The 24,533-nt window shown below is 66.5% G+C and carries 25 protein-coding genes, 1 tRNA gene and 1 pseudogene; 12 read left to right on the top strand and 15 right to left on the bottom strand.

Annotated features, from left to right (window positions below):
* Positions 1 to 152: 152 nt before the first annotated feature.
* The 3 genes from E3N94_RS02660 to E3N94_RS02650 form a co-directional block, all read right to left on the bottom strand.
* Positions 153 to 650: an HNH endonuclease gene (locus E3N94_RS02660; RefSeq protein WP_104100118.1), complete on the bottom strand. Its 498-nt coding sequence runs from the start codon at positions 648 to 650 to the stop codon at positions 153 to 155.
* Between the two features lie 363 nt (positions 651 to 1,013).
* Positions 1,014 to 1,889, bottom strand: coding sequence for a C40 family peptidase (locus tag E3N94_RS16850; RefSeq protein WP_241987041.1), 876 nt, complete (start codon positions 1,887 to 1,889; stop codon positions 1,014 to 1,016).
* 263 nt (positions 1,890 to 2,152) lie between these two features.
* On the bottom strand, positions 2,153 to 2,860 hold the full coding sequence (locus E3N94_RS02650) for a metal-dependent transcriptional regulator (RefSeq protein WP_134342244.1): 708 nt from the start codon (positions 2,858 to 2,860) through the stop codon (positions 2,153 to 2,155).
* A gap of 73 nt (positions 2,861 to 2,933) precedes the next feature.
* Between E3N94_RS02650 and serC the strand changes: the two genes are divergently transcribed.
* A complete protein-coding gene (gene serC, locus E3N94_RS02645) occupies positions 2,934 to 4,052 on the top strand; it encodes a phosphoserine transaminase (RefSeq protein ID WP_104100120.1) in 1,119 nt (372 codons plus the stop codon).
* An 8-nt stretch (positions 4,053 to 4,060) separates the two neighbouring features.
* A pseudogene (locus E3N94_RS02640) lies at positions 4,061 to 4,231 on the top strand (DUF2530 domain-containing protein); the annotation flags it as partial.
* Here the strand turns inward: E3N94_RS02640 and E3N94_RS17010 are convergent.
* Together E3N94_RS17010 and E3N94_RS02630 are read right to left on the bottom strand one after the other, a co-directional pair.
* Complete coding sequence (locus tag E3N94_RS17010) at positions 4,157 to 4,816, bottom strand: DUF3027 domain-containing protein (protein ID WP_134569722.1); 660 nt, start codon at positions 4,814 to 4,816, stop codon at positions 4,157 to 4,159. The pseudogene E3N94_RS02640 and the gene E3N94_RS17010 overlap by 75 nt on opposite strands.
* Entirely contained in the window at positions 4,809 to 5,189 is a 381-nt protein-coding gene (locus E3N94_RS02630; protein ID WP_104171911.1) for a cold shock domain-containing protein, read from the bottom strand. Before E3N94_RS02630 ends, E3N94_RS17010 begins: the two co-directional genes overlap by 8 nt.
* Before the next feature lie 93 nt (positions 5,190 to 5,282).
* On the opposite strand from E3N94_RS02630, the gene E3N94_RS02625 reads away from it, so the two are divergent.
* From E3N94_RS02625 to E3N94_RS02615, 3 genes are read left to right on the top strand one after another with little or no spacing between them, the layout of a single operon-like run.
* Positions 5,283 to 5,558, top strand: a complete 276-nt coding sequence (locus E3N94_RS02625) for a hypothetical protein (RefSeq protein WP_134342241.1) — start codon at positions 5,283 to 5,285, stop codon at positions 5,556 to 5,558.
* Positions 5,559 to 5,560: 2 nt separating this feature from the next.
* A complete protein-coding gene (locus tag E3N94_RS02620; protein ID WP_134342240.1) occupies positions 5,561 to 7,435 on the top strand; it encodes a helicase-associated domain-containing protein in 1,875 nt (624 codons plus the stop codon).
* Positions 7,436 to 7,475: 40 nt separating this feature from the next.
* Positions 7,476 to 9,131: a DNA repair helicase XPB gene (locus E3N94_RS02615; protein WP_104100124.1), complete on the top strand. Its 1,656-nt coding sequence runs from the start codon at positions 7,476 to 7,478 to the stop codon at positions 9,129 to 9,131.
* A 19-nt stretch (positions 9,132 to 9,150) separates the two neighbouring features.
* Here E3N94_RS02615 and E3N94_RS02610 read toward each other — a convergent pair whose 3' ends face one another.
* The 3 genes from E3N94_RS02610 to E3N94_RS02600 are packed head-to-tail and all read right to left on the bottom strand — an operon-like array spanning position 9,151 to position 12,042.
* Positions 9,151 to 9,879: a pyrimidine reductase family protein gene (locus E3N94_RS02610; RefSeq protein ID WP_134569721.1), complete on the bottom strand. Its 729-nt coding sequence runs from the start codon at positions 9,877 to 9,879 to the stop codon at positions 9,151 to 9,153.
* On the bottom strand, positions 9,879 to 10,787 hold the full coding sequence (folP, locus tag E3N94_RS02605) for a dihydropteroate synthase (RefSeq protein ID WP_134569720.1): 909 nt from the start codon (positions 10,785 to 10,787) through the stop codon (positions 9,879 to 9,881). Before folP ends, E3N94_RS02610 begins: the two co-directional genes overlap by 1 nt.
* A 10-nt stretch (positions 10,788 to 10,797) precedes the next feature.
* Complete coding sequence (locus tag E3N94_RS02600) at positions 10,798 to 12,042, bottom strand: FAD-dependent oxidoreductase (RefSeq protein ID WP_134569719.1); 1,245 nt, start codon at positions 12,040 to 12,042, stop codon at positions 10,798 to 10,800.
* Between the two features lie 108 nt (positions 12,043 to 12,150).
* Here E3N94_RS02600 and E3N94_RS02595 point away from each other — a divergent pair, with 108 nt between their 5' ends.
* The 3 genes from E3N94_RS02595 to E3N94_RS02585 all read left to right on the top strand — a co-directional run bounded on the left by E3N94_RS02595 (position 12,151) and on the right by E3N94_RS02585 (position 15,022).
* Complete coding sequence (locus E3N94_RS02595) at positions 12,151 to 12,843, top strand: response regulator transcription factor (RefSeq protein WP_104100128.1); 693 nt, start codon at positions 12,151 to 12,153, stop codon at positions 12,841 to 12,843.
* Between the two features lie 30 nt (positions 12,844 to 12,873).
* Positions 12,874 to 14,589 (top strand): HAMP domain-containing sensor histidine kinase, encoded by a 1,716-nt coding sequence (locus E3N94_RS02590; RefSeq protein WP_134569718.1) that lies wholly within the window; start codon positions 12,874 to 12,876, stop codon positions 14,587 to 14,589.
* Between the two features lie 142 nt (positions 14,590 to 14,731).
* Positions 14,732 to 15,022, top strand: coding sequence for a WXG100 family type VII secretion target (locus E3N94_RS02585; RefSeq protein ID WP_104100130.1), 291 nt, complete (start codon positions 14,732 to 14,734; stop codon positions 15,020 to 15,022).
* Between the two features lie 142 nt (positions 15,023 to 15,164).
* On the opposite strand, the gene groL is transcribed toward E3N94_RS02585, so the two are convergent.
* The 5 genes from groL to E3N94_RS02560 form a co-directional block, all read right to left on the bottom strand.
* Complete coding sequence (gene groL, locus E3N94_RS02580) at positions 15,165 to 16,784, bottom strand: chaperonin GroEL (RefSeq protein WP_104100131.1); 1,620 nt, start codon at positions 16,782 to 16,784, stop codon at positions 15,165 to 15,167.
* 131 nt (positions 16,785 to 16,915) lie between these two features.
* Positions 16,916 to 17,995 (bottom strand): DUF3048 domain-containing protein, encoded by a 1,080-nt coding sequence (locus E3N94_RS02575; protein WP_166790035.1) that lies wholly within the window; start codon positions 17,993 to 17,995, stop codon positions 16,916 to 16,918.
* 91 nt (positions 17,996 to 18,086) lie between these two features.
* Positions 18,087 to 18,290 carry a cold-shock protein gene (locus E3N94_RS02570; protein ID WP_104100133.1) on the bottom strand — a complete coding sequence of 68 codons (204 nt, stop codon included), beginning with the start codon at positions 18,288 to 18,290 and terminating at the stop codon, positions 18,087 to 18,089.
* A 212-nt stretch (positions 18,291 to 18,502) separates the two neighbouring features.
* Positions 18,503 to 19,081 carry a LytR C-terminal domain-containing protein gene (locus E3N94_RS02565; RefSeq protein ID WP_134569716.1) on the bottom strand — a complete coding sequence of 193 codons (579 nt, stop codon included), beginning with the start codon at positions 19,079 to 19,081 and terminating at the stop codon, positions 18,503 to 18,505.
* Between the two features lie 62 nt (positions 19,082 to 19,143).
* Complete coding sequence (locus E3N94_RS02560) at positions 19,144 to 19,455, bottom strand: DUF3263 domain-containing protein (protein ID WP_134342235.1); 312 nt, start codon at positions 19,453 to 19,455, stop codon at positions 19,144 to 19,146.
* A gap of 190 nt (positions 19,456 to 19,645) precedes the next feature.
* On the opposite strand from E3N94_RS02560, the gene msrB reads away from it, so the two are divergent.
* Positions 19,646 to 20,047, top strand: coding sequence for a peptide-methionine (R)-S-oxide reductase MsrB (gene msrB / locus E3N94_RS02555; protein ID WP_104100136.1), 402 nt, complete (start codon positions 19,646 to 19,648; stop codon positions 20,045 to 20,047).
* A gap of 3 nt (positions 20,048 to 20,050) precedes the next feature.
* Positions 20,051 to 20,629, top strand: coding sequence for a nitroreductase family protein (locus E3N94_RS02550; RefSeq protein ID WP_104100137.1), 579 nt, complete (start codon positions 20,051 to 20,053; stop codon positions 20,627 to 20,629).
* A 16-nt stretch (positions 20,630 to 20,645) separates the two neighbouring features.
* Here E3N94_RS02550 and E3N94_RS02545 read toward each other — a convergent pair.
* Both E3N94_RS02545 and E3N94_RS02540 read right to left on the bottom strand, forming a co-directional pair.
* Positions 20,646 to 20,718, bottom strand: a tRNA-Thr gene (locus tag E3N94_RS02545).
* Positions 20,719 to 20,791: 73 nt separating this feature from the next.
* Positions 20,792 to 21,706, bottom strand: a complete 915-nt coding sequence (locus E3N94_RS02540; RefSeq protein ID WP_134569715.1) for a thioredoxin domain-containing protein — start codon at positions 21,704 to 21,706, stop codon at positions 20,792 to 20,794.
* A 252-nt stretch (positions 21,707 to 21,958) separates the two neighbouring features.
* Here E3N94_RS02540 and ugpC point away from each other — a divergent pair, with 252 nt between their 5' ends.
* Positions 21,959 to 23,056, top strand: coding sequence for a sn-glycerol-3-phosphate ABC transporter ATP-binding protein UgpC (ugpC, locus tag E3N94_RS02535; protein WP_134569714.1), 1,098 nt, complete (start codon positions 21,959 to 21,961; stop codon positions 23,054 to 23,056).
* 93 nt (positions 23,057 to 23,149) lie between these two features.
* Positions 23,150 to 24,478 (top strand): DUF4032 domain-containing protein, encoded by a 1,329-nt coding sequence (locus tag E3N94_RS02530; RefSeq protein WP_134415084.1) that lies wholly within the window; start codon positions 23,150 to 23,152, stop codon positions 24,476 to 24,478.
* Positions 24,479 to 24,533: the final 55 nt, after the last annotated feature.

The following is a 24,533-nucleotide window of genomic DNA, read 5'->3' as shown; positions in this document are numbered from 1 at the left end:
GGTCTCTGGCGAACCAGAAGTGCCGGGTACGCCGGGTTGGGGCAAAAGAAGATCCTCTAACGCACCGAGATCGAGGTTCGGTGCTCCTCAACCATAGGCGACGGCGATCGGGAAGTCACCTTGGGGCGTTACATCCCTGTTACATTCGCGGGTCAGGCGGCAGGAGCAAGGAATTCATCCCACTGCGGTAACGGCCGCTCAGCGCCGCGCACCACCCAGGTCGTGCCGACCGGCAATCCCGGGTGGAACAGGAGTTTCCAGCCCATCTCGGCCGGCGTCCGGTCGCTTTTTAGGTTGTTGCAGCGCAGGCAGCAGGCCACGAGGTTGTCCCAGGTGTCCCGACCTCCGCGCGACCGAGGCATTACGTGGTCGATCGTGCTGGCGGTCTTGCCGCAGTACCCGCAGCGATGCTCGTCCCGGCGCAACACGCCGCGACGGCTGACCGGCACGGCCCTGGACCGAGGGATGCGCACGTAACGCGTGAGCAAGATGACGCTCGGTCGCTCCCAGGAACCGGAGGCGGCACAGATCGGATGCCCCTGGTCGGCCTGCACGATCGTTGCCTTGTGATTCATGACCAGCACGAGTGCTCGTTTGAAGGACACCACGGCAAGGGGCTCATACCCCGCATTGAGGACCAGTGTGCGCATGCGTTCCCTTTCGAAAAGGGCTGGACGGCTTCCAGCCATTCGAACTACGACAGTCAGTGAGAAGGAGCGAACAGGCAAACAAAAAGGGCGCCGTCACCATGACAACGCCCTACCGGCCACACGGTGTCCCTGACACGCGCAACTCAAGTTTGCTCGACTGCTCTGCCGCAGCGCGGAGCGGCAGCGCACATCCATGGTGTGGATCGTGCGCCGCTCGCGCATGGGCTCTCCCGAAAACTCGCAAAACATCAGAGCAACAGGTTAACCCACATTCGGCGCCACCGCGAAGTGCGGGACGCCGAATGTGCTAGGTGTTACGAAACATTCATCTGGCAGCCGGCCGGCTCGGATCTTCCGGCAGGCTCAGATGCCGAGCCGCACGATGTAGTACGAGCTGGTCCAGATCGGCTGCACGCGCACGGCCGCCCCCTCATACGGCGCATGCAGGATGTTGCCGTTGCCTGCATAGAACCCGTCGTGGCCGTCCATGATGACGAGGTCACCCGGCTGAGCCTCAGATTCGGGGATTCGGGTGCCCGCCGCGCCCTGCCCGGTCGAGGAATGCGGCAGCGAGATGCCGAACTGCGCGTAGACGTACATGATGAAACCGGAACAATCGAAGCCGGCCGGGGTGGCCCCGCCGTAGACATAGGGAACACCCTGGTAGCCGGCCGCGACACTGTAGACGGATGCCAGATCGAAATTCGGGTATGCCGGGGCAGCCAGGTAGTCGGCCGACGACGGACCGGAATACGACGCGGCATAGGAGGTCATCGCGGCCGCGGCTTCCTGTCGGCGCCCCTCGGCTGCCGCTGCCTCGGACGCGGCAACGGCCGCCGCTGCTGCGGCCGCTGCCGCCGCCAGTTCCTCGGGGGTGGTGGCGGTGAACCCGTCGCGCGCGACGCTCACGGTATCGGCCGCGGCGGCGACCGCCACGGACTGCGCACCCGATTCGGTCAACTCGGCCGAGGCCGTTGACGCGTACTCCTTTTCGGTCGGCGCGAACGCATAGGCCGGGATGGCCATGGTCGCGACGAGGCCGCCGGCGAGAGTCATGAACACGATGTTCGCCACGGCGCCTCGGCGGCGTGACCGCCGGCCGGAACGGGGACTGGCGGCCCGATAGTGGCTGAGCTCCGCGTGTTCATTGTCGTTGGTGATGGGAGGGCTGGTGATGGATCCGGTGGTGGCTACCGAGTTCGGGGCTCGACGGAAGATCTTCTTACCTAATGCGGCCAAAGTGATTACCTCCGACGCCTCGACAACACTAGGTAGTTGCCCCGTCCACTGCGCTCGTCGCGTGTGTAAGGAACGAATCAAGAGACGGGCAAGAAAGGCGTCTTGATCCGTGTCCGTCGACCGGAATCTGGACTGTGGACGACTCCAAGCTAACTGACGCTCATCCGTTTGTCACGCCGCAGGCTACTTTTTCTAACATATTGATAACAAAATTGTGGGGCGAGTGATCAATGGTGACGGGGCAGGCGGTGACCGCCGAATGGCTAGGCGACCGCTGCCGGCGTGGCGACGAAGATGTGGCCGGCGACCTCGTTGGGCAGTTCCAGTCCGTCCTCGAACCCATGCACCTGCACGAGCACATAGGAGCCCACGGCGGAGAAAACCCCCGTGGCCCCGGGGAGCACACCGGAGTTTTTCAGCTGGGCCAGGAGCTCGGGGTCGACCTGAACGGGTTCGCCCAGACGGCGCACCACGGCGGTGACCGGACCGGCAGATCCGGCGACCAGGTCGACGAGGCTCGTCACCCCGGCCATGAACGCGACGGCCGGCGAATCGCCCAGCTCATCGAGGCCGGGGATGGGGTTGCCATACGGAGACTCGGTCGGGTGATCGAGCATCTCCAGGATTTTGCGCTCCACCCGCTCACTCATCACATGCTCCCAGCGGCATGCTTCGTCGTGGACGAATTCCCATTCGAGCCCGATTACGTCGCTGAGCAGGCGTTCCGCAAGCCGATGTTTGCGCATCACATGCACGGCCTTGCTGCGTCCGTCGACGGTGAGCTCGAGGTGCCGGTCGCCGGAGACGACGACGAGGCCATCCCGTTCCATCCGGGCCACGGTCTGCGACACGGTCGGCCCGGAGTGCCCGAGGCGTTCCGAGATGCGTGCTCGGAGGGGAACGATGTGCTCCTCTTCGAGATCGAGAATCGTGCGGAGGTACATTTCGGTGGTGTCGATGAGATCCGTCATGCCCAGCGTTCCTCTCGGCTCGGTACGTACTGCCCAACCTTATCGCCGCGAGAGCGGCCGTTAGAATCGCCCTATGTCGAACCTGATAATTCCCACGGAACTTCTGCCCGATGATGGACGATTTGGCTGCGGCCCGTCGAAAGTTCGAAAAGGACAACTCGAACACCTCTTAGAGTTCAGCGCGAGTGTGATGGGCACCTCCCATCGCCAGGCACCCGTCAAGAACTTGGTCGGTCGCGTGCGCACCGGCCTCGCGGACCTCCTTCGCGCCCCTGCCGGTTATGAAGTCATTATCGGCAACGGCGGGTCCACCGCGTTCTGGGACGCCGCCGCGTTCTCCCTTATTCTCCGCCGCAGCCAGAACCTCGTCTTCGGCGAGTTCGGCGGCAAGTTCGCCGCGGCCGCGGCCGCTCCGTTCCTCGAAGCGCCCGACGTGGTCAAGGCCCCGGCCGGATCGCGCAGCGAGTTCGTCGTGACCGAGGGTGTCGACGTCTACGCCTGGCCCCAGAACGAGACCTCGACCGGCGTCATGGCTCCGGTCACCCGCGTGGTTGCCGACCCCAACGCCCTGACGGTGATCGACGCCACCAGCGCGGCGGCCGGTATCGACTACGAGGCCGACCAGGCGGATGTCTACTACTTCGCGCCGCAGAAAAACCTCGCCTCCGACGGAGGCCTGTGGATGGCGCTCTTCTCCCCCGCCGCGATCGAGCGCGTCGAGCAGATCGCCGCGAGCGGGCGCTACATTCCCGAGTTCCTCAGCCTGAAGAACGCGATCGACAACTCGCGCCTCAACCAGACTCTGAACACTCCGGCCGTGGCCACGCTTCTTTTGATCGAGAACCAGCTCGACTGGATCAACGGAAGCGGCGGCCTGGCGTGGGCGTCCGCGCGCACCCTTGAATCGTCATCCGTTCTCTACGACTGGGCCGAGAGCGTGCCGTTCGCGACGCCGTATGTCACCGACCCGGAGCACCGGTCACAGGTGGTCGCGACGATCGACTTCGACGACGCGATCGATGCCGCCGCCATCGCCAAGACCCTGCGCGCCAACGGGATCTCCGACACCGAGCCCTACCGCAAGCTCGGCCGCAACCAGTTGCGGGTTGCCACTTTCACCGCGATCGAGCCCGGAGACGTGCGCCAGCTCGTCCGCTCGATCGAGTTCGTGGTGCAGAACCTGGGCAAGTAGGCCTCGACATGCGGCTCTGGCTGAGAGACAGTGAGCGTCGGCCAGACCCGCTGCCGGCTCGAACGAATTCCCGCAAGGCTTTCCTTGCGGGCTCCGCCGGCTGGCTAGTGGCGCTCGCGCTCGCGCTCGTCTTCCGGGACGAGCTCGCCGCCGCCGGGGTGGGCTGGTGGCTCTGGGCTGCCCTCATCGGCCTCGGCCTCGGCCTGCTCGGGATTGCCTGGGTACGGTTCCGGCGCCGTTAGGGCCGCACCGAAGTCGATCCCGTCAAGCACATCTTCGCCGCGGTCTTCGTCGTCGTCTGACTCGTCGCCGTCGTCGCCGTCATCGTCGTCGTCGTCAGATTCGTCCTCGTCGTCAGATTCGTCCTCGTCGTCAGATTCGTCGTCGTCGTCCGATTCGTCATCATCGCCCAACGCCTCGGCGTCGGCCACGGCCGCAGCCAGTTCCTGGGCCGTGCGGTAGTCGGCCAGGCGGTCAGACCACGGCACCCACTCCGGCGCGATCAGGGCGTCGTCGCCCGGCGTGAGCTCGGCTTCCAGAACCGACGGCTCGGAGCTCTTGTCCACCCGGGCGAGGGTGACCGTCCAACGCCAGCCCGGGTAGCCGGACAGGTTGCAGTCGAACAGCAGCGAGAGCACATGCTCGCCTTCGACAAGGTGGCCGAGGGGTTCGCCGATGCTGTCGGCCGGCGTGATCTCCAGCAGCGCGGTGCGCGCCTGGTCGACCGCGGACAGCAGGCGCTCGTCGGCAGCGGCCTCAGGCATCGAGTTCCTCCGCGACCTTGCGCAGCATGGCCGCGATCTTGTGGCTGTGGGTTTTGTCGGGGTAGCGGCCGCGACGCAGGCTCGCTCCGATGCCGTCGAGGAGTTTCACCAGGTCCTCGACAATGACGGCCATGTCGTCAGCCGGCTTGCGGCTGAGTTTGACCAGGCTCGGCGGTGCCTCGAGAACGCGAACGGACAGCGCCTGAGCGCCCCGCTTGCCGTCGGCGATGCCGAATTCAAGCTTCGTTCCTGCCTTGACCGTGACTCCGGCGGGCAGTGCAGAAGCGTGGAGAAAGACCTCGTGGCCGTCATCAGAGGTGATGAAGCCGAAACCTTTCTCCTCGTCGTAGAACTTGACCTTGCCGGTGGGCATCTGGACCTCGCTGGATTCCGGGCGCGCGGATTGCGCGCCAACCACCCCCAGCCTATTCGGTCGGACCGGTTCCCGCCCCGTATCCTTGAGTCTGTGACCAATCAAATTCCACCCGCCGCGAGCCGGCTCGAACGCATCCTTGCTTACATGGTTGCGGGTGTGGTGGGTCTGTCCATCCTCGCGTTCCTTGCCGTCATCCTCGGCACAGCGGCCGGGGCCGGGGCGGACAACGGTTTCGGCCAGGGGGTCTGGCCGGCGGTGCTTGCTTTGCCGCTGTTTGGATTGCCTCTCGGATTCGTGCTGATCATCGTCCTCATGGTGATGTCCGGAATGCGTCGCGCTCGTGAGGCACGACAGAATAAGGAGTAGCAATGCTCACACTCGCTTCGCGCCTTCGGGCGCTGGATGACGCAACGTTGCGTCGCACGATCGACATCCGCATGGTCTCGGCCACGGGCATCCGTGATTTCTTCGACCTGGCCGAGGCTCTCCTCGAACCAACCGCAATCCAACGGGTGCTGGCACGGCTCGATCGGGCTACCCTCGCCGTTCTCGCCGTCGCCGGTGAGCTCAGCCAGGGAACGGAGGTCGGCACGGCTGCCGCGCCGTCGCTGTTCGACCTCGCCGAGCGCCTGTCCGAACTGGCAGGTTCGCCCGTCGACGTGGCCGAGGTCGCCGGCCGTGCCGCCGAATTGGACTCCCTCATGCTCGCGCGCCTGACCGACGGGCGTTTCAGTTCCTACCCGGCGGTGGCCGCGCAACTGCTGACCTGGCCGGACCTGGGCCTGCCGACCGCGCTCGAGCTGGCTTCGACGCCAGCACCCGCGGCGCTGGCCAGTGTCGACACCACCGATACCCGCTTCACAGACCGTCTCGCGGCGGAGCGTGCCTTCGCCGCGGTGTCCTCCATCGCCGAACTGGTCACCGAGCTCGCCCGCGAGCCGGCCAGGGAGCTCAGCCGGGGCGGGCTCGGCCTGCCCGACACCAAGCGTCTGGCCGCCGTGATGGGGGTCGAACTCGAATTCGTGCCCTCCTTCGTCGCGACCGCGGCCCGAGCCGAACTCATCGCCCATTCCGACGGCTACTGGAATGAAACCGAAGCCGGCGAGGCCTGGCTGCTCGAGAGCACCGCCCGCCGCTGGGCAACCCTGGCCGACGCCTGGCATGCGGCCCTGCCGCCGGATGTGCGCGGGATACTCGCCCGCCGGCCCGGCGTGTCCTGGGGCGACGTGCTGCGCAGCTTCGTGGCCTGGCTCTACCCGGCCGGCGGCCAGTGGATGGACGACCGGGTCACCGAGTTCGCCGAGGACGCCGAACTGATCGGCATCACCGCCCACCAGACCACCAGCCCGGCCGGTGCATCGGTGCTGGCCGGTGACCTCGAGGCGGCCGTCGCCACCATGGCGGCCGCGCTGCCGGCGACCGGCGGCGCGGTGTACCTGCAGAACGACCTGTCGATCGTGTCCCCCGGACCGCTCGCCCCCTCGATCGACAGCCGCCTGCGGGGGCTCGCCGACGTGGAGAGCCGGGAACTCGCCCTGAGCTACCGCATCACCGCCAACTCCGTGAACCGCGCCCTGGCGGCCGGCGAAAGCGCGGAGTCACTGCTCGATTTCCTGCGCACGGTCTCCCTGACCGGCATCCCACAGCCCGTCGACTACCTGATCCGGGAATCCGCCGCCCGCTACGGGCGCGTGCGCGTCGGCCCGACGGACCCGATGGAGTCCCCGGCCCAGGCCTATGTCCAGTCCGACGACGCGGCCCTGCTGAGCACCATCGCCGTGGACCAGACGCTCGCCTCCCTCGGCCTTGTGCCTGCCGAGGGCAGCCGACTGACCAGCCGGTTCCCCTCCGACGTGGTCTTCTGGGCGCTCAGCGATGCGCGCTACCCCGTCGCCGCGGAGGACGCCACCCATGAGATCGTGCACCTGCGCCGCCACCAGCTCGCTCGGGTCGTGCCGGTGGACGCCCCGGATCCGGCCGTCACCCTGGTCGAGAGGCTGCGTGCCGCCGATGGCGGCGAGGGCCAGGCAGCGGATGCCTGGCTCGCCCGCCAGCTCGACCTGGCAATCAAGGCGAAGCAGACCGTCGTCGTCAGCATCGCCATGCCCGGCGGTGTGGTGGTCGACTATCTGCTCGAGCCGGCCAGTGTGGGCGGCGGGCGTTTCCGGGCCCGAGACCGTCGCGCCGACATCGAACGCACGCTGCCTCTGTCCAGCATTATCAGCATCACGCCGGCGCCGTAGGTGCGGGCCTTCACGCTGACCGGGCGTAGGATTAACGGCTATGTCTGATGGCCCTCTGATCGTCCAAAGTGACCGTACAGTTTTGCTCGAAGTCGCCCACCCTCTTGCCGAGGATGCGCGCCACGACCTGGCCGTGTTCGCCGAGTTGGAGCGTGCCCCCGAGCACATCCACACCTACCGCATCACCCGGCTGGGGCTGTGGAATGCCCGCGCCGCGGGGCACGACGCCTCCAACATGCTGGCCACGCTCGAAAAGTACTCGAAGTTCGCCATCCCGCAGACCGTCAGCGTGGACATCACGGAGACGGTCGGCCGGTATGGCCGGCTCATCATCGAACGTGACACCGAGGGTCAGCTCATCCTGCAGAGCAACGACCAGGCCGTGCTCACCGAGATCGCCGGGGCCCGGCGCATCGCGCCCCTCCTGATCGGGCATCCGTCGCCGGACTCGTTCCTGGTCGAGCCGTGGGCGCGCGGCCAGCTCAAACAGGAACTGGTGAAACTGGGCTGGCCGGCCGAGGACCTCGCCGGCTACACGCCGGGAACGCCGCATCCGATCGGTCTTTTGGAAGACGGTTGGGCGCTCCGGGACTACCAGAACAAGGCCGTCTCCAGCTTCTTCGACGGCGGCTCCGGCGTGGTCGTGCTGCCCTGCGGGGCCGGAAAGACGCTGGTCGGCGCCGGGGCCATGGCCACCGCCAAGACCAACACGCTCATCCTCGTCACCAACACGGTCTCCGCCCGTCAGTGGCGCGACGAACTGCAGAAGCGCACGACCCTCACCGCCGACGAGATCGGCGAGTACTCCGGGCAGGTCAAGGAGGTCAAGCCGGTCACGATCGCGACCTACCAGATCCTCACCGCCAAACGGAAGGGCGAATACGCGCACCTCGAGCTACTCGACGCCATGGACTGGGGCCTCGTCATCTACGACGAGGTGCACCTGCTGCCGGCCCCCGTGTTCAAGCTGACCGCGGAGTTGCAGGCCCGCCGCCGCCTCGGCCTCACCGCCACCCTGGTGCGCGAGGACGGCCGCGAGGGCGACGTATTCAGCCTGATCGGCCCGAAGCGGTTCGACGCGCCCTGGAAGGAGATCGAGGCCCAGGGCTTCATCTCCCCAGCCTCCTGCTTCGAGGTGCGCATCGACCTGCCCCAGTCCGAGCGACTCAGCTATGCCGCCGCCGCCGACGACGAGCGCTACCGGATGGCCGCGACCGCACCCGCGAAGCTCGACGTCGTCAAGCGCCTGGTAGCCAAGCACCCCGGAGAACGCATCCTCGTGATCGGACAGTACCTCGACCAGATCGACGAGCTCGCCGAGGCCCTGAATGCCCCCAAGCTCACCGGTGCGACCCCTGTCGACGAGCGCGAGCGCCTCTACCAGGCCTTCCGAGTCGGCGAGGAGAACCTGCTCGTGGTGTCAAAGGTCGCGAATTTCTCGGTCGACCTGCCGGAGGCCACCGTCGCCATCCAGGTTTCGGGTTCCTTCGGCTCACGCCAGGAGGAGGCGCAGCGCCTCGGCCGGCTTCTGCGGCCGAAGGAGTCCGGTCTGTCCGCGAACTTCTACACGCTGGTGGCCCGCGACACCGTCGACCAGGACTTCGCCCAGAACCGCCAGCGCTTCCTCGCCGAGCAGGGCTATAGCTACACGATCCTTGACTCGCAGAATCTGGACGCGCAGGTCGTCTCCGTCTGACCGGCGGTGAAACGGCCGGTCAGGCGGTCGGAGAGGAAGCCTTCCGGCGGGCATAGCGCAGGAACAGCATGTCCCCGGCGGTCAGCACGTGCAGCAGGGACATGTCCCGGGTGATGGCGGCGGGACCGGCGGAGATCCGTCCGGCCGGGCCGCCCTCGAGCACGGGGCTGACGGTGAGGCACAGCTCGTCGACGCAGTCGGCGTCGATCAGCGCACCGAACAGGTTCGGCCCACCCTCGCAGAGTATCTGCGCCAGACCGCGCCGAGCCAGCTCCGCCCGCATCAGCCGCGGGTCCACGACGTCCTCCCCGCAGACCAGCACGTCCGCCACCTCTGCGAGCTCCGCGCGTCGCCGCAGCGGTGACGCCGCGTGCGTCACGACCAGCGGCCGCACGGCGGCGTCCGCGAACAGCGAGTGGCTCGGCTCGAGGTCCAGCCGTGAGGACACGATGGCGACGGGCAGCTGCGCCGGAAGTCCGTGCCGGACCCGCCACGCGGCATCCGCGGGGCCCTGACGGATGCCGACGTACCCCTCGGCGCGCACCGTGCCCGCACCGACCACGATCACGTCAGCGAGCATCCGAAGGGTATCGAAGACGAGCCTGTCGTCGGCGTTCCCGAGCCCGCCACTCACACCCTCCCGGGTGGCGGCGCCGTCGAGGCTGGCGATAAAATTCACTCGCAGGTGCGGCAGAGTGCGGTCAGGCACCCGGTAACGGATGATCAGCTCGTCACGATCCAGCATCATCAGGCCAGGTTGTGGCGCACGTACGCCGGTTCGCGGAAGCCCAGGATCGCCTCGGTCATCCGCACGGCGTCGACCGCGGCGACGACGTTGTGCATCCGCACGATCCGGGCGCCCTGCAGGATGCTGTAGACGGCGGCGGCGAGCGATCCCGCGATCCGGTCGCCCCGCTCACGGTTCAGCGTCTCCCCGATGAAGTCCTTGTTCGAGACTGCGACCAGAGTGGGGTAGCCGAGGGCGGTGATCTCGCCGAGCCTCCGGGTCAGCTCGAGCGAGTGGTAGGTGTTCTTGTTCAGGTCGTGCCCGGGGTCGACGATGATGCGGGATGCCGGGACGCCGCGACTCCGGGCCAGCTCGACCCGTTCATCCAAGAAGGTTGCGACCTCGTGCACCACGTCGCCGTAGGTGGGCCCCGGCCACGGTGTGCGCGGCGGCGCGAGGCTGTGGGTGATCACCAGCGTCGCGTCGCTGTCCGCGACGACGTCAGCCATGGCCGGGTCGTGCACCCCGGTGGTGTCGTTGATCACGTGGGCGCCGGCGGCCAGGCTGGCGCGCGCCACGGCGGGATGAAAGGTGTCGACGGAGATGACGACGCCCGAGCCGCGCAGGGCCTCGACCACCGGGACGACCCGGTCGATCTCCTCCTCGATCGGAATGGACGGGCCGGGCGCGAATCTCGCCCCGCCGATGTCGACCCAGTCGGCGCCGTCCAGGATGGCGCGCCGGGCGGCCGTGACGGCCTCGTCAAGAGCGAAGGTCGCCCCCTTGTCGTAGAAGGAATCCGGCGTGCGGTTGACGATGGCCATCACGGCCACCTCACGGGAAAAATCGAACAGTCTCTCCCCGATCAGTCGCCGTGGATGGATCAGGTCGAGCAGCGCCGGGCCAGGTCGAGTGGTCGCGTTGTCCATGTCAGGTCCTTCAGTCGGGTGCTCCGGCGAGAAGTTCGTCCAGTTCAATGCTCTCATCCGCAAGCCGGGTCATGTCGACCCGCACCTCCGTCCGGATGAAGCGCTGCACCGTCTCGTTGACGTCCCACACGTTGACGTTCATGCCGGCGACGACCCTGCCGTCCAACACCCAGAACGCGATGAATTCCCGCCTCGCCGGGTCACCGCGAAACACGACCTCCGCATCCCGGGCAAGTGCGCCGTACCCCGAGTATTCCATCCCGAGGTCGAACTGGTCGGTGTAGAAGTACGGGATCGCGTCGTAGCTGACCGCCTGGTCAAGCATCGAGCGGCCGGCCGCGGCGCCGGCCCGCTCGGCGTTGTCCCAGTGCTCGACGCGCAGATGGTGCCGCAGCACGGGGTGGAAGACCGTGGCGACGTCACCCACCGCGTAGACGTCCGGGTCGATGGACCGGAACGCCGCGTCGACGACGATGCCGTCGTCGACGGCCAGGCCCGCGTCCCGGGCCAGGTCCGTGTTCGGCACCGCGCCGATGCCGATGACGACGACATCGGCCGAAACGACCTCGCCGCCGGGGAGTCCCACTCCGGTGACCCTCCCCTGCGTCCCGATCAGTCGGTCGGCCTGAGTTTCCATCCGCAGATCCACCCCGTTCACGCGGTGCAGCTCCGCGAACACCGACCCGACCTCGTCGCCGATCAGCGGGGCCAGCGGCACGCCGTCCCGCCCGAGCACCGTGACGGTGTTGCCGTAACCGCGGGCGGCCGCGGCGACTTCGAGACCGATCCAGCCGGCCCCGACGATCACGACCCGGCGGTTTCCCGGCTCCAGCTCGGCTCGGAGCGCCTGCGACTCGCCGACCGTGCGCAGATGGTACACCCCGGCCAAGTCTGCGCCCGGGCCGGGAAAGCGCCGTGACGACGCCCCCGTCGCGAGGAGCAATCTGTCGTAGCGCACCGATTTGCCCTCCCGCAGGGTCAGCTCGTGGGTGTCGAGCGCCAGCCCGGTCACCCGGGCACCCAGCCGTACGTCGATGCCCCGCTCGTCGTACCACGGTGCCGGGTGCACGTCGATCGTGTCCCGGGCGGCCCGCCCGGCCAGGTAGTCCTTGGAGAGGGGCGGCCGCACGTAGGGGTACTCAGTCTCCCCGGCCAGCAACACGATGCTCCCGTCGAACCCCTCGGAACGGATGGCCTCGGCCGCTCTGGCCCCGGCCAAGCCGGCCCCCACAATCGCAAAAGTCGGAACAGTCATTCTGGTCTCCCCACGCCGCGGCAGTCTGGTTTGATCACCAATCTACTCGCCAGCGCGCATACCGGGCATTTTCAGTAAACCTTCAGCTAACGCGCAGATAATATGTACATGACTGACGGCCCACGCATCCTTATTGTCGACGACGAACCCAATATCCGGGATCTCCTCACCACCAGCCTGCGTTTCGCCGGATTCGCCGTGCGAGCCGTCGGAAACGGCGCGCAGGCGATCTCCGCCGTCCTCGAGGAAGAACCCGACCTCATCATCCTTGACGTCATGCTGCCGGACATGAACGGTTTCGGAGTAACCAAGCGCCTGCGGTCCGCCGGCTACACGGCCCCGATCCTCTTCCTCACGGCGAAGGACGACACCGAAGACAAGATCACCGGCCTGACGGTCGGCGGCGACGACTACGTCACCAAGCCGTTCAGCCTCGACGAGATTGTGGCCCGGATCAAGGCCATCCTGCGCCGGACCATGCAGGCCGACGAAGACGCGATCATCCGCGCCGGCGAACTCACCATGGACCAGGACACCCACGAGGTCCTGGTCGGCGACGCCCCCATCGAACTCAGTCCGACCGAGTTCAAGCTTCTGCGCTACCTCATGCTGAACCCGAACCGGGTCCTGTCGAAGGCTCAGATCCTGGACCATGTCTGGGAGTACGACTTCAACGGTGACGCCGGCATCGTCGAGTCCTACATTTCTTACCTCCGCCGCAAGGTGGACGCGCACTCGACCGAACCCCTCATCCAGACCAAGCGCGGCTTCGGCTACATGCTCAAGGCCGCCAAGGCGTAGACACAGGCTGCGCTCATACACTGGTTTCCTATGCATCAGTCACTTATGGAGCGGTGGAGCCGCATTTCCCTGCGTTCCAAAATCACGGGCGTCACGGTCCTGATGCTGACGCTTGGCCTGCTCGTCTCCGGCATCGGCACGATGGCCATGCTTCGCCAATACGTGGTCCAGCAGGTCGATTCGCAGCTGCAGATCGACGCCCAGTCCGCCTCGAACAGCTATTCGGCGGCGGCTCTCGGCCAGGGCACTACAGCCGTGGTCTCTTCGGACTACTACGTCGCCCTGTATGACGAGCACGGCAGCCTCGAGGACCACACCTGGCGGGATGTCCCGCGCAGTGAGCTGCCGATCCTGACCGCACCGCTCGACCTGCAGACCGTGATGGAGCTCGACGGCAAGACGATGACTCTGGTGGACTCGGCACACGACACCGAGTTCTTGGCGGTCGCCGTGCCGCTCGTGATCTCGCCTCAGGGAACCTTGGGCACGCTGGTCATGGCGGTCTCGTTGAGGCCGACCGAGAACACCATGGCCACCTACCTCACCATTTTCTTGGGGTTCGGGCTCGGGGTCGTGCTGGTGGGCGCCCTGCTCACCCGGCTGCTGGTGACCACCACCTTTGCACCGCTGCGAGAGGTGGAGCGTACGGCCGCGGCCATCGCCGATGGCGACTTCAGCCAGCGGCTCGGCGGCGCCACGCCCAACACCGAGGTCGGGCGCCTCAACCGATCGCTCAACACCATGCTGAGCCGCATCGACCGCCTGTTCAAGGACCGCGCCCGCACCATCGACCAGATGCGCCGCTTCGTCGGCGACGCCAGCCACGAGTTGCGCACTCCCCTCGTCTCGGTGCGCGGCTACGCCGAGCTCTACCGAATGGGTGCCTTGCAGGCCCCGGAAGAAATCGCACTGTCCATGGAGCGCATTGAGAAAGAAGCGATCCGCATGGGCGGCCTCGTCGAAGACCTGCTCGAGCTGGCCCGGCTCGACGAGACAAAGCCGCTTGCCCTCGCGCCGGTCGACCTGATGCCGCTCGCCCGTGACGCGGCCCTCGACGCCATGGCCTCCTCCCCCGGTCGCACCATCACCGTCGTCACGCCGATCCCCGCCGAGATCGAGGACAGCACCGAACGCCCCGCCATCGACCTCGCTCACTCAACGGGAGAAGTCCCCTCCGCTGCCGCACCAGGTTCGAAGCCCGACGAGCCGAACCAACCGGCGGGCGGATCCGTCTCTTTCGCCGGGGCAACCCTGGCGCGGCTGCGCACCCGCAAACCACGCAAAGCGGATGTTGCGCCGCCGGCTCCGGAACAGACTCCGGTGACCGAGCCCGGCACCGTGCAGGCCGTGGTGATGGCCGAGGAGAACAAGATCCGCCAGATCATCACGAACCTGATGGGCAACGCGCTACGCTTCAGCCCGACGGACAGCCCGGTCGAGCTCGAGGTCGCAGTCGACCGCCGAAACCAGCGCGCCTCCATCGCCGTCATCGACCATGGTGAGGGTATCCCGCCGCAGATCAGGGAGAAGATCTTCCAGCGCTTCTGGCGTGCGGACACCTCCCGTGCACGGGAGACCGGCGGCAGCGGGCTCGGCCTGGCGATCGTCGCCTCGATCGTCGCCAGCCACAACGGCACCGTCCAGGTCGTGGACACCCCCGGCGGCGGCGCAACGTTCCGGGTCTGGTTCCCACTGGCCTGTTCTCCGAGCGCGCCCCAGCGCGTCGCCCCCGTCATCACGTCGTAGCGCGTGCCGCGGCGTCAAACCCCCGCGGTTCCTCCCCCGCGGTCCGGGAGGATGATTCGCCATGGCACAACGGCAGCCAACGGGAACGGCTGCAGGCGGCTCCGTAGTCTGATCGGTATCTTCCCCTGCCGAAAGGACCCCCATGACCCGCTATCAGGTCGACAGCGAAGCAGTGCTCCACACCACCTCCGTGGCGCGCGCCACGATCGGGCGCATCCAGGGCGAGGTCGCCGGGCTCATCGCCCAGCTGACCGCGCTGGAGGGCTCGTGGACGGGCCAGGCCGCCACCGCGTTCCAGGCGGCGGTCTCGGACTGGCGTGCCACCCAACAGCAGGTGGCCCAGAGCGCGGAGGGATTGAATCTGGCCCTGAACCAAGCCGGCCAGCAGTACGCCGAGATCGAGCAGGCCAACGCGCGCCTCTTCCTGCGTTAGCCGCGACGGCCTGCGCATTGGCGACGCCTGTTTTGACGACGCCTGTTTTAGCGAGGCCTGTTTTAGCGAGGCCTGCATTAACGACACAGGGCGCCTCCCGGCGGAGGCGCCCTGTGTTGTGAAGCGGTGAAGCGGTGTGGACTTAGAAGTCCATTCCGCCGCCCTGGTCGCCGGCCGGAGCAGCGTTCTTCTCCGGCTTGTCGGCGACTACGGCCTCGGTGGTGAGGAACAGTCCGGCGATCGACGCTGCGTTCAGCAGCGCGGAACGGGTGACCTTCACCGGGTCATTGATTCCGGCCGCGAGCATGTCGACGTACTCACCGGTCGCGGCGTTGAGGCCCCAACCGATCGGCAGGTTGCGCACCTTGTCGGCGACAACGCCCGGCTCCATGCCGGCGTTGAGGGCGATCTGCTTGAGTGGAGCGTCGATGGCAACCTTGACGATGTTCGCTCCCGTTGCCTCGTCGCCGACCAGCTCGAGCTTCTCGAACGCGGTCTTGCCGGCCTGGATCAGCGCAACGCCACCACCGGCGACGATGCCCTCTTCGACGGCAGCCTTCGCGTTGCGGACGGCATCCTCGATGCGGTGCTTGCGCTCCTTGAGCTCAACCTCCGTCGCGGCGCCGGCCTTGATGACTGCGACTCCGCCAGCGAGCTTGGCGAGACGCTCCTGGAGCTTCTCGCGGTCGTAGTCACTGTCGGTGTTTTCGATCTCGCTGCGGATCTGCTGGACACGTCCGGCGATGGCTTCGGGGTCTCCGGCGCCTTCGACGATGGTGGTCTCGTCCTTGGTGATGACGATCTTGCGCGCGTTGCCGAGGAGGTCAAGCGTGACGTTCTCGAGCTTGAGACCGACCTCTTCGCTGATGACCTGTCCACCGGTGAGGATGGCGATGTCCTGCAGCTGGGCCTTGCGACGGTCGCCGAAGCCGGGAGCCTTGACGGCGACCGACTTGAAGATTCCGCGGATCTTGTTCACCACGAGCGTGGCCAAGGCCTCGCCGTCGACGTCCTCGGCGATGATGAGGAGCTGCTTGCCGGTCTGGATGACCTTGTCCACGATGGGGAGCAGGTCCTTGATGTTGGAGACCTTGGAGTTGACGATCAGGATGTAGGGGTCTTCGAAGACCGCTTCCTGACGGTCGGGGTCGGTCACGAAGTAGGCGGACAGGAAGCCCTTGTCGAAGCGCATGCCCTCGGTGAGCTCGAGCTCGGTGCCGAGAGTGTTCGACTCCTCGACGGTGACAACACCCTCCTTGCCGACCTTGTCGATGGCCTCGGCGATGATGGCGCCGATTTCGGCGTCACCGGCGGAGATGGAAGCGGTGGCCGCGATCTCTTCCTTGGTCTCGACCTCTTTGGCGTTGGCGATGAGCTCAGCGATCACGGCGGCCGTGGCCTTCTCGATGCCACGCTTGAGGCTGATCGGGTCTGCTCCGGCCGCGACGTTGCGCAGGCCTTCACGAACGAGCGCCTGAGCCAGGACGGTGGCGGTGGTGGTTCCGTCGCCCGCGACGTCATCGGTCTTCTTGGCGACCTCCTTGACGAGCTCGGCACCGATCTTCTCGTACGGGTCGTCGAGTTCGATCTCCTTGGCGATGGACACGCCATCGTTGGTGATCGTGGGAGCGCCCCACTTCTTTTCCAGCACCACGTTACGTCCGCGCGGGCCGAGGGTGACCTTGACAGTGTCAGCGAGGATGTTCAGGCCACGCTCAAGGCCGCGACGGGCCTCTTCGTTGAAAGCAATGATCTTTGCCATATGTGTTTCTCGTCCCTCCCGGACGTTACCAAAACGGTGATGGGTTGGCACTCAAACAGAGAGAGTGCCAAGTAGATTCTGGCACTCTGGGGTCGAGAGTGCAAGTGAACGGCAAGGTGCCGCGGCCGCGGCTACGGCACCAGCACAACCGTGCCTCGGTCCGACGGCACCAGCTCGATCCAGGTGTTACCGGCGGCGAGACGAATCGTCACGCCGAAGTCATCGACGAGACGGATGGGAGCGGTCTGGTCGGCCTTGGACCAGACCGCATGCACGGACTTGCCGCCGGCCGACACCCAGGCTTCCCCCGAACCAATCATTGTCGTCGTGGGAACATCTCCGTAGGTGCCGTCGATCGCGACCCGCAGGACCAGGACGTTGGTCGCCCGCAGCTGCGCACCGGTGGCGTCGAGGTCAGGTGCGCCCTCCTGCGAGCGCAGGTAGGCAGCACCGGCCGCATCCCACGTCCAGCCGGGCCAACGGGCGGTGGAGAAGGTGGAGTTGATCGCCGCGACGGGCGCGCCGTCGACGGCCGCGGACGATCCCTGCACGGTCGCGGAGTAGGCAAATTGCTGATTCGGCGGCGGCACGGTGGCGTTCCGCGCGACGAGCGCTGAGGCCTGGAGGATGACGTTGTGCGGGGCTTCCCGGTCATCCGAACGCGCGAAGAGGCCGGTGTCGTCGGTATCGAAAGCGGCGCTGACGACATCCGTCGCGTCCATCAGGTCGATGAATTTCTGTTGGCCGCCGGAATAAGCCATGATTCCGCCGAAGGGCGCGATGATGTCCGGGTCCATGGGTCGGATCGATCGCACCGGCCCGACGAGTTCAGGCACGTCGGAATGCCAGACCGCGACATAACGGGTCAGCCCGCCCTCGACCAGTTCTTCGAAGACGATGTCGGCGCGCTCGAGAGAGAGCTGCGGCCTGGCCGCTTCGTGGTTGTCGATCTTCACCGAGAGGGCAGGGTTCTGGAGGCTCCCGGCCGGCACACTCGTGCCACGCAATGGGGCGACCGCCGGGTCTGCGGCCGACTCGAAGGTGGAGTTCCAGGGCGTGCTGGTCGAGCTTGCCGGCGGCTTCGGCGCGTCACTGGCGCATGCGGAGACCAGCAGAAGGGGCGGCAGAAGGACGACCCCGAGCATCCGGATGGACCGGATTCTCGGTGCCGCACTTCGTCGCTGCGCTTGAACCACTATTTTCGTTGTCACGCCCCAAACCCTAACGCGGCTGCACTGCCGCGCACACATGCCTGGGAGCGACCCGACCCTGCGGTCGACCGCTGGAACATCCCCCGCTGGATCAGATCGGACGAACCGCTTCTGCCTGGGGCCCCTTTGCCCCTGTACCCAGTTCGAAGATGACGTGCTGTCCCTCTTCCAGAACCTTGTAGCCGTGCATGTCGATGGCCGAGTAGTGGACGAAGACGTCCTGGCCACCTCCATCGACGGTGATGAAGCCGAAACCCTTTTCAGCGTTGAACCATTTGACGGTTCCGTTCGCCATGTATAACTCCTTGTTGCTGTGAATTCGTCGACACGCGCCCGCTGGCCGTACCGGGCCTGGCGCAAGGATTGCGTCCATTGCATTCGACCGATGGAATACGTCTCTTGCGAGAACGCCCGGACAAACAAAATGAGGGACCAACGCCCAATTTACGGAAGCTCCGGAAGAACGAAAGGGGGTTGACGCGCGAGCGCCGGACGTATAGGCGACGGCTATTCGGCCGGCTCGTAGTCGGCGCCGACAACAACGGTCAGGTCCGCTGCGGAATCGGCGAAATCGCTTGAAAGCAGCACCTCCGAGCCGGGCAGTGACTCCGCGACTCCGCGGGCCGCTCCCTCCAGGTCCGCGTCGGCGTAGTAAACCGTCGTCGTCTGCACATCCTCCGTGCTCGCGTTGTCCAGCTCTTCGATCGTCCAGCCCTCCGCCTCGAGGAGATCGCCAACGGACCGGGCGATCCCCTCGCCGGCGGTCCCGTTCAAAACGGTCACGGTCGAGTCAGGGTCCACGGTCGCGGCCGGCGTCGGCACCGGCGCCGGAGTGTCACTCGCAGTGGCGCTCGGCTCGGCCGTGCTGTCAGCAGTCGTCGCCGTGCCCGGCAACTCGAAGTTCAGGTTGTTGTTCAGGACGGCCAGGCCGACGACTCCGATTCCGACCAGCAGCACGGTTGCGCCAAGAGACCACCACACTGCGACCCAGCCGCGCCCTTTCTTGCCGGGCGCGCGGTGGGCCCCCACCCGCTCCAGGAAGTGCGGGAAGTGGTCGAAGCGGTCTTTAGCGTAGGAATTCGGCATCGTGAGGCTGGTCAGATCCTTTGTAGTGGTGATGAGACACGGGAAGGGTGCAGGTCAGGGAGTCAATCGGTGGACTGTAGCGACCGGCGGCCCCTTGCCTGCGACCGGGCGTCGCGCAGCCGCTGCAGGCGTTTCACCAGCATCGGGTCGTGGGCCAGGGCCAGCGGCGAGTCGATCACAACCCCCAGTAGTTGATAGTACCGGGCGGCCGAGAGGCCGAACTCGGCCCGGATCGCCTGTTCCTTGGCGCCGGCATGCTTCCACCACTGCCGCTCGAAGGCGAGGATCAACCGGTCGCGCGCGGACAAGCCTGCCGGCGAGGAGGACTCCGAGGCAGGCTCCGCGGGAGTCGACGAGCCGGGAGCTCCGTCCACGTGCCACCTCCCTCGATCTCTGCAATCCTAATTGTCGATGCCTGCGTACTCGCTGGGCCGTTGGCCGTGCTGTCCAAGGTGGAAAATCCTGCCGGGCTCCTGATCGAGGAATACCACCGCGGTCTGGCGAGTTTAGTGTTGATACGGACAGATTTCGGCCTCTCCGGGGTCGAGCAGGAAGGAACGGAACATGGACTACGAGGTCGAGAAGTCGGATGCGCAGTGGCGCGCGGAGCTGAGCCCCGAGCAGTACGCCGTACTGCGCGGCGCCGCCACCGAGCGGGCGTGGGCCGGCGAGCTCCTCGATGAGGGCCGCTCCGGGATTTACACCTGCGGGGCTTGCAATGCCGAGCTGTTCAAAAGCGGCACGAAGTTCGACTCCGGTTGCGGCTGGCCGAGCTTCTACGAATCGGTGCGTCCCGAGGCCGTTGAACTCCTCGAAGACCGCACCCTCGGGGTTGTGCGCACCGAGGTGCGCTGTGCTAAGTGCGGCTCTCACCTGGGCCACGTTTTCGACGACGGATTCGGAACGCCCACCGGCGACCGGTACTGCATGAACTCCATCTCGCTCAATTTCAAGCCGGTCGAGTAAGCGTTGCCCGACCTCCTTGATACGGTCAATCATCGACGCTCCCACTCCAAGGTCACCGGGCAGGCACCGAGCCATGCGGAACTGCTGCCTTTGGTGGCTGTCGCGGCCCGTGTCGCCGACCATGGCGCTCTGCGTCCGTGGCGGCTGATCGAGTTGCGCGGTGACGCCCGGCGCCGCCTGGGCGAGGCCATGGTCGAGGCCGCCGGGCTGAACGGCGCCGAAGCCGCCAGGCTGGCCGCTAAGCCGCTGCGCGCCGAACTTCTGATCGCCGTGGTCGCGAGCCGTCGCGAAAGCGACACGGTGGCGGTCTGGGAACAGGACGCCGTCGCGGCCGGTGTCGCCCACATGCTGAGCCTTCTCCTCGCCGCCCAGGGCTGGGGCGTCATGTGGCGTTCCGGCGCCCTGGCCCGCACGCAGCCGGTGAACGAAACCCACGGCCTCGCGGCCTCGGAAGAATTGCTCGGCTGGCTGTACGTCGGGGGCATTCCGGCCGATGCAAAACCGGGCGTGCGCTCGCCGATCGATCCGACGGATTTTCTCAGCGCCCTCGAGGAAACCGTCACCGAGAGAATCACGATCTGAAGCGATGAGAGAACAGGGCCGGCCACGGGACTTGAACCCGTAACCCCCACTTTACAAGAGTGGTGCGCTACCAATTGCGCCAGGCCGGCATGAGGCGATTGACGCCTTGACTAATCATCCTAAATGACGAACCCGTGCTGTGCCGCCATCGAAGCGGGGCGACTACCCTGCCGGTGCCGGCTCGGGGGTCGGCGTCGAGGTGGAGTAGGTCGCGCCGGCCGCCTGTAGCACGAAGGCCGCGAACTCCCTCGGGTCGTCGAGTGCGCCGACGTACTGCTTTCCGTTGACGAGCACGGTGGGTGTGCCGGTGATGGCCTCGACCTCGGTGTTCGGCAACGGACCGGACAGAGCCCGGTCGGTGGATGCGATGACCCACGATTTGAAGGTCGTATCGTCAATGCACGCGTTGATCTGCGACACCCGGTCGCTCACGCCGGCGTCCTTCACGAGGCCCTTGATGGCCGCGTCGTCGTGACCGGCAGTGCCCTCCTTGGGCTGTTCCTGGAACAGGATGGCGTTGAAGTCGTAGAAGTTTGCGGGGGCGTAATTGGCCACACATGCGGCGGCGTTCGCAGCCCGAAGCGAGTATTTCGTGCCGGAGGACTTGTGGGTCAGGATCGAAACCGGGTGGATCTCCACGGTCGCGGCACCCGACGTGACCCATTGGCTGATCTGCTCACTGTTGGCGGCATCGAACTCGCTGCAGAACGGGCAGAGGTAGTCGGCGTAGACGCGAATGTCGGCGACCGTGCCGGTCGCATCCGGCTTGGACGGTATCGGCTTGGCCTCGGGCTGGAGTGCAGAGGTCGTGACCGGGGTCATCCCCTCGGAGATCAGCACGCCGTCACTGGCCATGTTCGCCGGACCGGGGCCGACCGGGGGAATCGAGTTGATGATGACCACGACGATGACCGCGGCAATGGCGACGCCGGCGACGGCGATTCCGCTGCGCAGGGCGACCCGGTAACGGCGGTCCTTCTTCTTCTGCTCCTCGCGGATCCGCTTGGCCTTGGTGCGCACCGCGTCACGTCGCTGATTCTTAGAGGGACGGCTGTCGCCCGATCCGCCAATAGTCATGAATGCTCGCTCCGAGTAGTTAGTGCAGAGGCAAGCCATTTGCGAATGCCTCCCAAATAGTAGGTCCCCTTTCTGGGAAACGTCCAGACGGGGCCTGTGGGCGGGCTCCGCCGCAGAATTCCCGCCGTCGCCGCGATCCCCCGACATGACATACTTAGAAAGTTGACCTGTGGCACATGACGTGTGGCAGGCGTAGTAACCCATCACAACGGATCGTCCGGCACGTACCTGCCGGTGAAGGAGTAATCAACCATGGCTTCAGTCACGTTCGACAAGGCGACCCGCCTGTATCCGGGTTCCTCTATTCCCGCCGTTGACAAGCTCGACCTGTCGGTTGCCGACGGCGAGTTTCTCGTGCTGGTCGGCCCGTCCGGCTGCGGCAAGTCCACGTCCCTGCGCATGCTCGCCGGCCTTGAAGAAGTCAACGACGGCAACATCTTCATCGGTGAGCGCAACGTGACGGATGTCCCGCCAAAAGACCGCGACATCGCCATGGTCTTCCAGAACTACGCTCTGTACCCCCACATGACGGTTGCCGAGAACATGGGCTTCGCGCTCAAGATCGCCGGCGTCAACAAGGATGAGCGCGCCGCCCGCGTTCTCGAGGCCGCCAAGCTGCTCGACCTCGAGCCGTACCTGAGCCGCAAGCCGAAAGCACTCTCCGGTGGCCAGCGTCAGCGCGTCGCCATGGGCCGTGCCATCGTGCGTCAGCCCCAGGTGTTCCTGATGGACGAGCCTCTGTCGAACCTCGACGCCAAGCTACGCGTGCAGACCCGCACCCAGATCGCTTCGCTCCAGCGCCGCCTCGGCGTCACGACGGTCTACGTGACCCACGACCAGACCGAAGCCCTCACCATGGGCGATCGCATCGCGGTCCTCAAGGATGGCGTGCTCCAGCAGGTCGGCACGCCTCGCGACCTGTATTCGAAGCCGAACAACGTCTTCGTTGCCGGCTTCATCGGCAGCCCGGCCATGAACCTGTTCCTGGCCGACACCGTCGACGGTGGCGTCAAATTCGGCACCGCAACGATCCCCGTGCCCCGCGAGACCCTGACCGGCTCCACCGGCAAGAAGGTCACGATCGGCGTTCGCCCCGAGGACATCCACCTGTCCACCACGCATGGCGAGGGCCTCGAAGTTGCCGTCGACCTGGTCGAGGAGCTCGGCGCCGACGGTTACCTCTACGGTCACTCCACGGTCGAGGGCAAGCGCACCGATATCGTCGCTCGCGTCGATGGCCGTTCGCACTCGTCCGCCGGCGACACCGTTTACCTCACCCCGACGCCGCACCACATGCACGTTTTCGACGCCGAGACCGGCCTGCGCCTCGGTGGAGCAGTCGCCGACTAGGCACCCGCTCCTCAACGAACGGCCGGACGGAGCATGCTCCGTTCGGCCGTTTTGTCGTTCCCCGACTGCGGAGCACACCGGTAAACTCGACGGATGAGCGGTTCACTCAACATCACATCGGCCACTGCCGATCCAGCCCTACTTGACCTTCCCTGGCACCTCCCGCTGGATGCCTGGCCGAACGAGAACATCGCAGCCCTGCCCAAAGGCATCTCCCGCCACCTTGTGCGCTTCGCTCATTTGAGCGGTCGTGTCGTCGCCATCAAGGAGACCACCAGCGAGATGGCCAAGCGCGAGTACGAGATGCTCCGTACCCTGCAGGGCCTGGAAATTCCCTGCGTCGAGCCGCTCGCCGTGATCACGAACCGCACCGATGACGACGCCGAGCCGCTGAATTCGGTGCTCGTCACCCGGCACCTCAAGTTCTCGCTCCCCTACCGCGCGCTCTACTCGCAGACCCTGCGGCCCGACACCGCCACCCGGCTGGTCGACGCCCTGGCCCTGCTGCTGGTACGCGTGCACATGGCCGGCCTCTTCTGGGGTGATGTGTCGCTGTCCAACACCCTCTTCCGCCGTGACGCCGGCGCGTTCGCCGCCTACCTGGTCGACGCCGAGACCGGGCAGCTATATCCAGGCGGGCTCTCCAACGGCCAGCGCGAGAACGACCTGGAGATCGCGCGCGTCAACATCGCCGGTGAGCTCATGGACCTCGAGGCCGGCGGTCGAGCGGCCGACGAGCTGGATCCCATTCGGGTCAGCAATGGGATCGTGGCCGCCTACCGGCTGCTCTGGAAAGAGCTCACCGGGTCGGAATCCTTCTCCAGCTCCGAACGCTGGCGCATCACGGAACGCGTCGAACGCCTCAACGACCTCGGGTTCGACATCGAGGAACTGGCCATCAAGACGGACAACACGGGTACGACCGTGCGCATCCAGCCGAAGGTCGTCGACGCCGGCCACCACCAGCGGCGCCTGCTGCGGCTGACCGGGCTCGACGCCGAGGAGAACCAGGCCCGGCGCTTGCTCAACGACCTCGACTCCTACCGGGTCTCCTACGGCGACCCGGAGGCCGACGAGGAGATGCTGGCGCACGAGTGGCTGGTGCGCGTCTTCGAACCCGTCATCCGGGCCATTCCCCGCGATCTCAAGGGCAAGCTGGAACCGGCCGAGGTCTTCCACCAGCTGCTCGACCACCGCTGGTTCATGGCCCAGAACCAGTCCAGGGACATCCCGCTGGCCGAAGCCGTCACCTCCTACGTCAAGAACGTGCTCCGGCACCGCCGCGACGAGGCCACCGTGATCGAGCCGGCCACCGGCGAGATCACGATCCCGATCGACGTGACCGACGATGAGACCGCCGCACTGGCGGACGCGGCCGAGTCGGCCGCCGACGACGCGGCCGACTGGCGCCTCAAGGTCTGATTCGGCCGGCGCTCCGCCGGGTCCGTGTACCCAGCCGAACCGTGAGAAAAGGCCG

Source organism: Cryobacterium sp. Sr3, assembly GCF_004402835.1.
In the GTDB taxonomy this organism is placed as follows: domain Bacteria; phylum Actinomycetota; class Actinomycetes; order Actinomycetales; family Microbacteriaceae; genus Cryobacterium; species Cryobacterium sandaracinum.
This window is presented reverse-complemented; position numbering and strand designations above follow the sequence as displayed.

Bases quoted from the DNA above. Each gene is read 5' to 3' on its own strand.
- E3N94_RS02660 (WP_104100118.1), bottom strand. From the start codon at position 650: ATGCGCACACTGGTCCTCAATGCGGGGTATGAGCCCCTTGCCGTGGTG.
- E3N94_RS02650 (WP_134342244.1), bottom strand. From the start codon at position 2,860: ATGACGGATCTCATCGACACCACCGAAATGTACCTCCGCACGATTCTC.
- serC (WP_104100120.1), top strand. From the start codon at position 2,934: ATGTCGAACCTGATAATTCCCACGGAACTTCTGCCCGATGATGGACGA.
- E3N94_RS17010 (WP_134569722.1), bottom strand. From the start codon at position 4,816: ATGCCTGAGGCCGCTGCCGACGAGCGCCTGCTGTCCGCGGTCGACCAG.
- E3N94_RS02630 (WP_104171911.1), bottom strand. From the start codon at position 5,189: ATGCCCACCGGCAAGGTCAAGTTCTACGACGAGGAGAAAGGTTTCGGC.
- E3N94_RS02620 (WP_134342240.1), top strand. From the start codon at position 5,561: ATGCTCACACTCGCTTCGCGCCTTCGGGCGCTGGATGACGCAACGTTG.
- E3N94_RS02615 (WP_104100124.1), top strand. From the start codon at position 7,476: ATGTCTGATGGCCCTCTGATCGTCCAAAGTGACCGTACAGTTTTGCTC.
- E3N94_RS02610 (WP_134569721.1), bottom strand. From the start codon at position 9,879: ATGATGCTGGATCGTGACGAGCTGATCATCCGTTACCGGGTGCCTGAC.
- folP (WP_134569720.1), bottom strand. From the start codon at position 10,787: ATGGACAACGCGACCACTCGACCTGGCCCGGCGCTGCTCGACCTGATC.
- E3N94_RS02600 (WP_134569719.1), bottom strand. From the start codon at position 12,042: ATGACTGTTCCGACTTTTGCGATTGTGGGGGCCGGCTTGGCCGGGGCC.
- E3N94_RS02595 (WP_104100128.1), top strand. From the start codon at position 12,151: ATGACTGACGGCCCACGCATCCTTATTGTCGACGACGAACCCAATATC.
- E3N94_RS02590 (WP_134569718.1), top strand. From the start codon at position 12,874: ATGCATCAGTCACTTATGGAGCGGTGGAGCCGCATTTCCCTGCGTTCC.
- E3N94_RS02585 (WP_104100130.1), top strand. From the start codon at position 14,732: ATGACCCGCTATCAGGTCGACAGCGAAGCAGTGCTCCACACCACCTCC.
- groL (WP_104100131.1), bottom strand. From the start codon at position 16,784: ATGGCAAAGATCATTGCTTTCAACGAAGAGGCCCGTCGCGGCCTTGAG.
- E3N94_RS02570 (WP_104100133.1), bottom strand. From the start codon at position 18,290: ATGGCGAACGGAACCGTCAAATGGTTCAACGCTGAAAAGGGTTTCGGC.
- E3N94_RS02565 (WP_134569716.1), bottom strand. From the start codon at position 19,081: ATGCCGAATTCCTACGCTAAAGACCGCTTCGACCACTTCCCGCACTTC.
- msrB (WP_104100136.1), top strand. From the start codon at position 19,646: ATGGACTACGAGGTCGAGAAGTCGGATGCGCAGTGGCGCGCGGAGCTG.
- E3N94_RS02540 (WP_134569715.1), bottom strand. From the start codon at position 21,706: ATGACTATTGGCGGATCGGGCGACAGCCGTCCCTCTAAGAATCAGCGA.
- ugpC (WP_134569714.1), top strand. From the start codon at position 21,959: ATGGCTTCAGTCACGTTCGACAAGGCGACCCGCCTGTATCCGGGTTCC.
- E3N94_RS02530 (WP_134415084.1), top strand. From the start codon at position 23,150: ATGAGCGGTTCACTCAACATCACATCGGCCACTGCCGATCCAGCCCTA.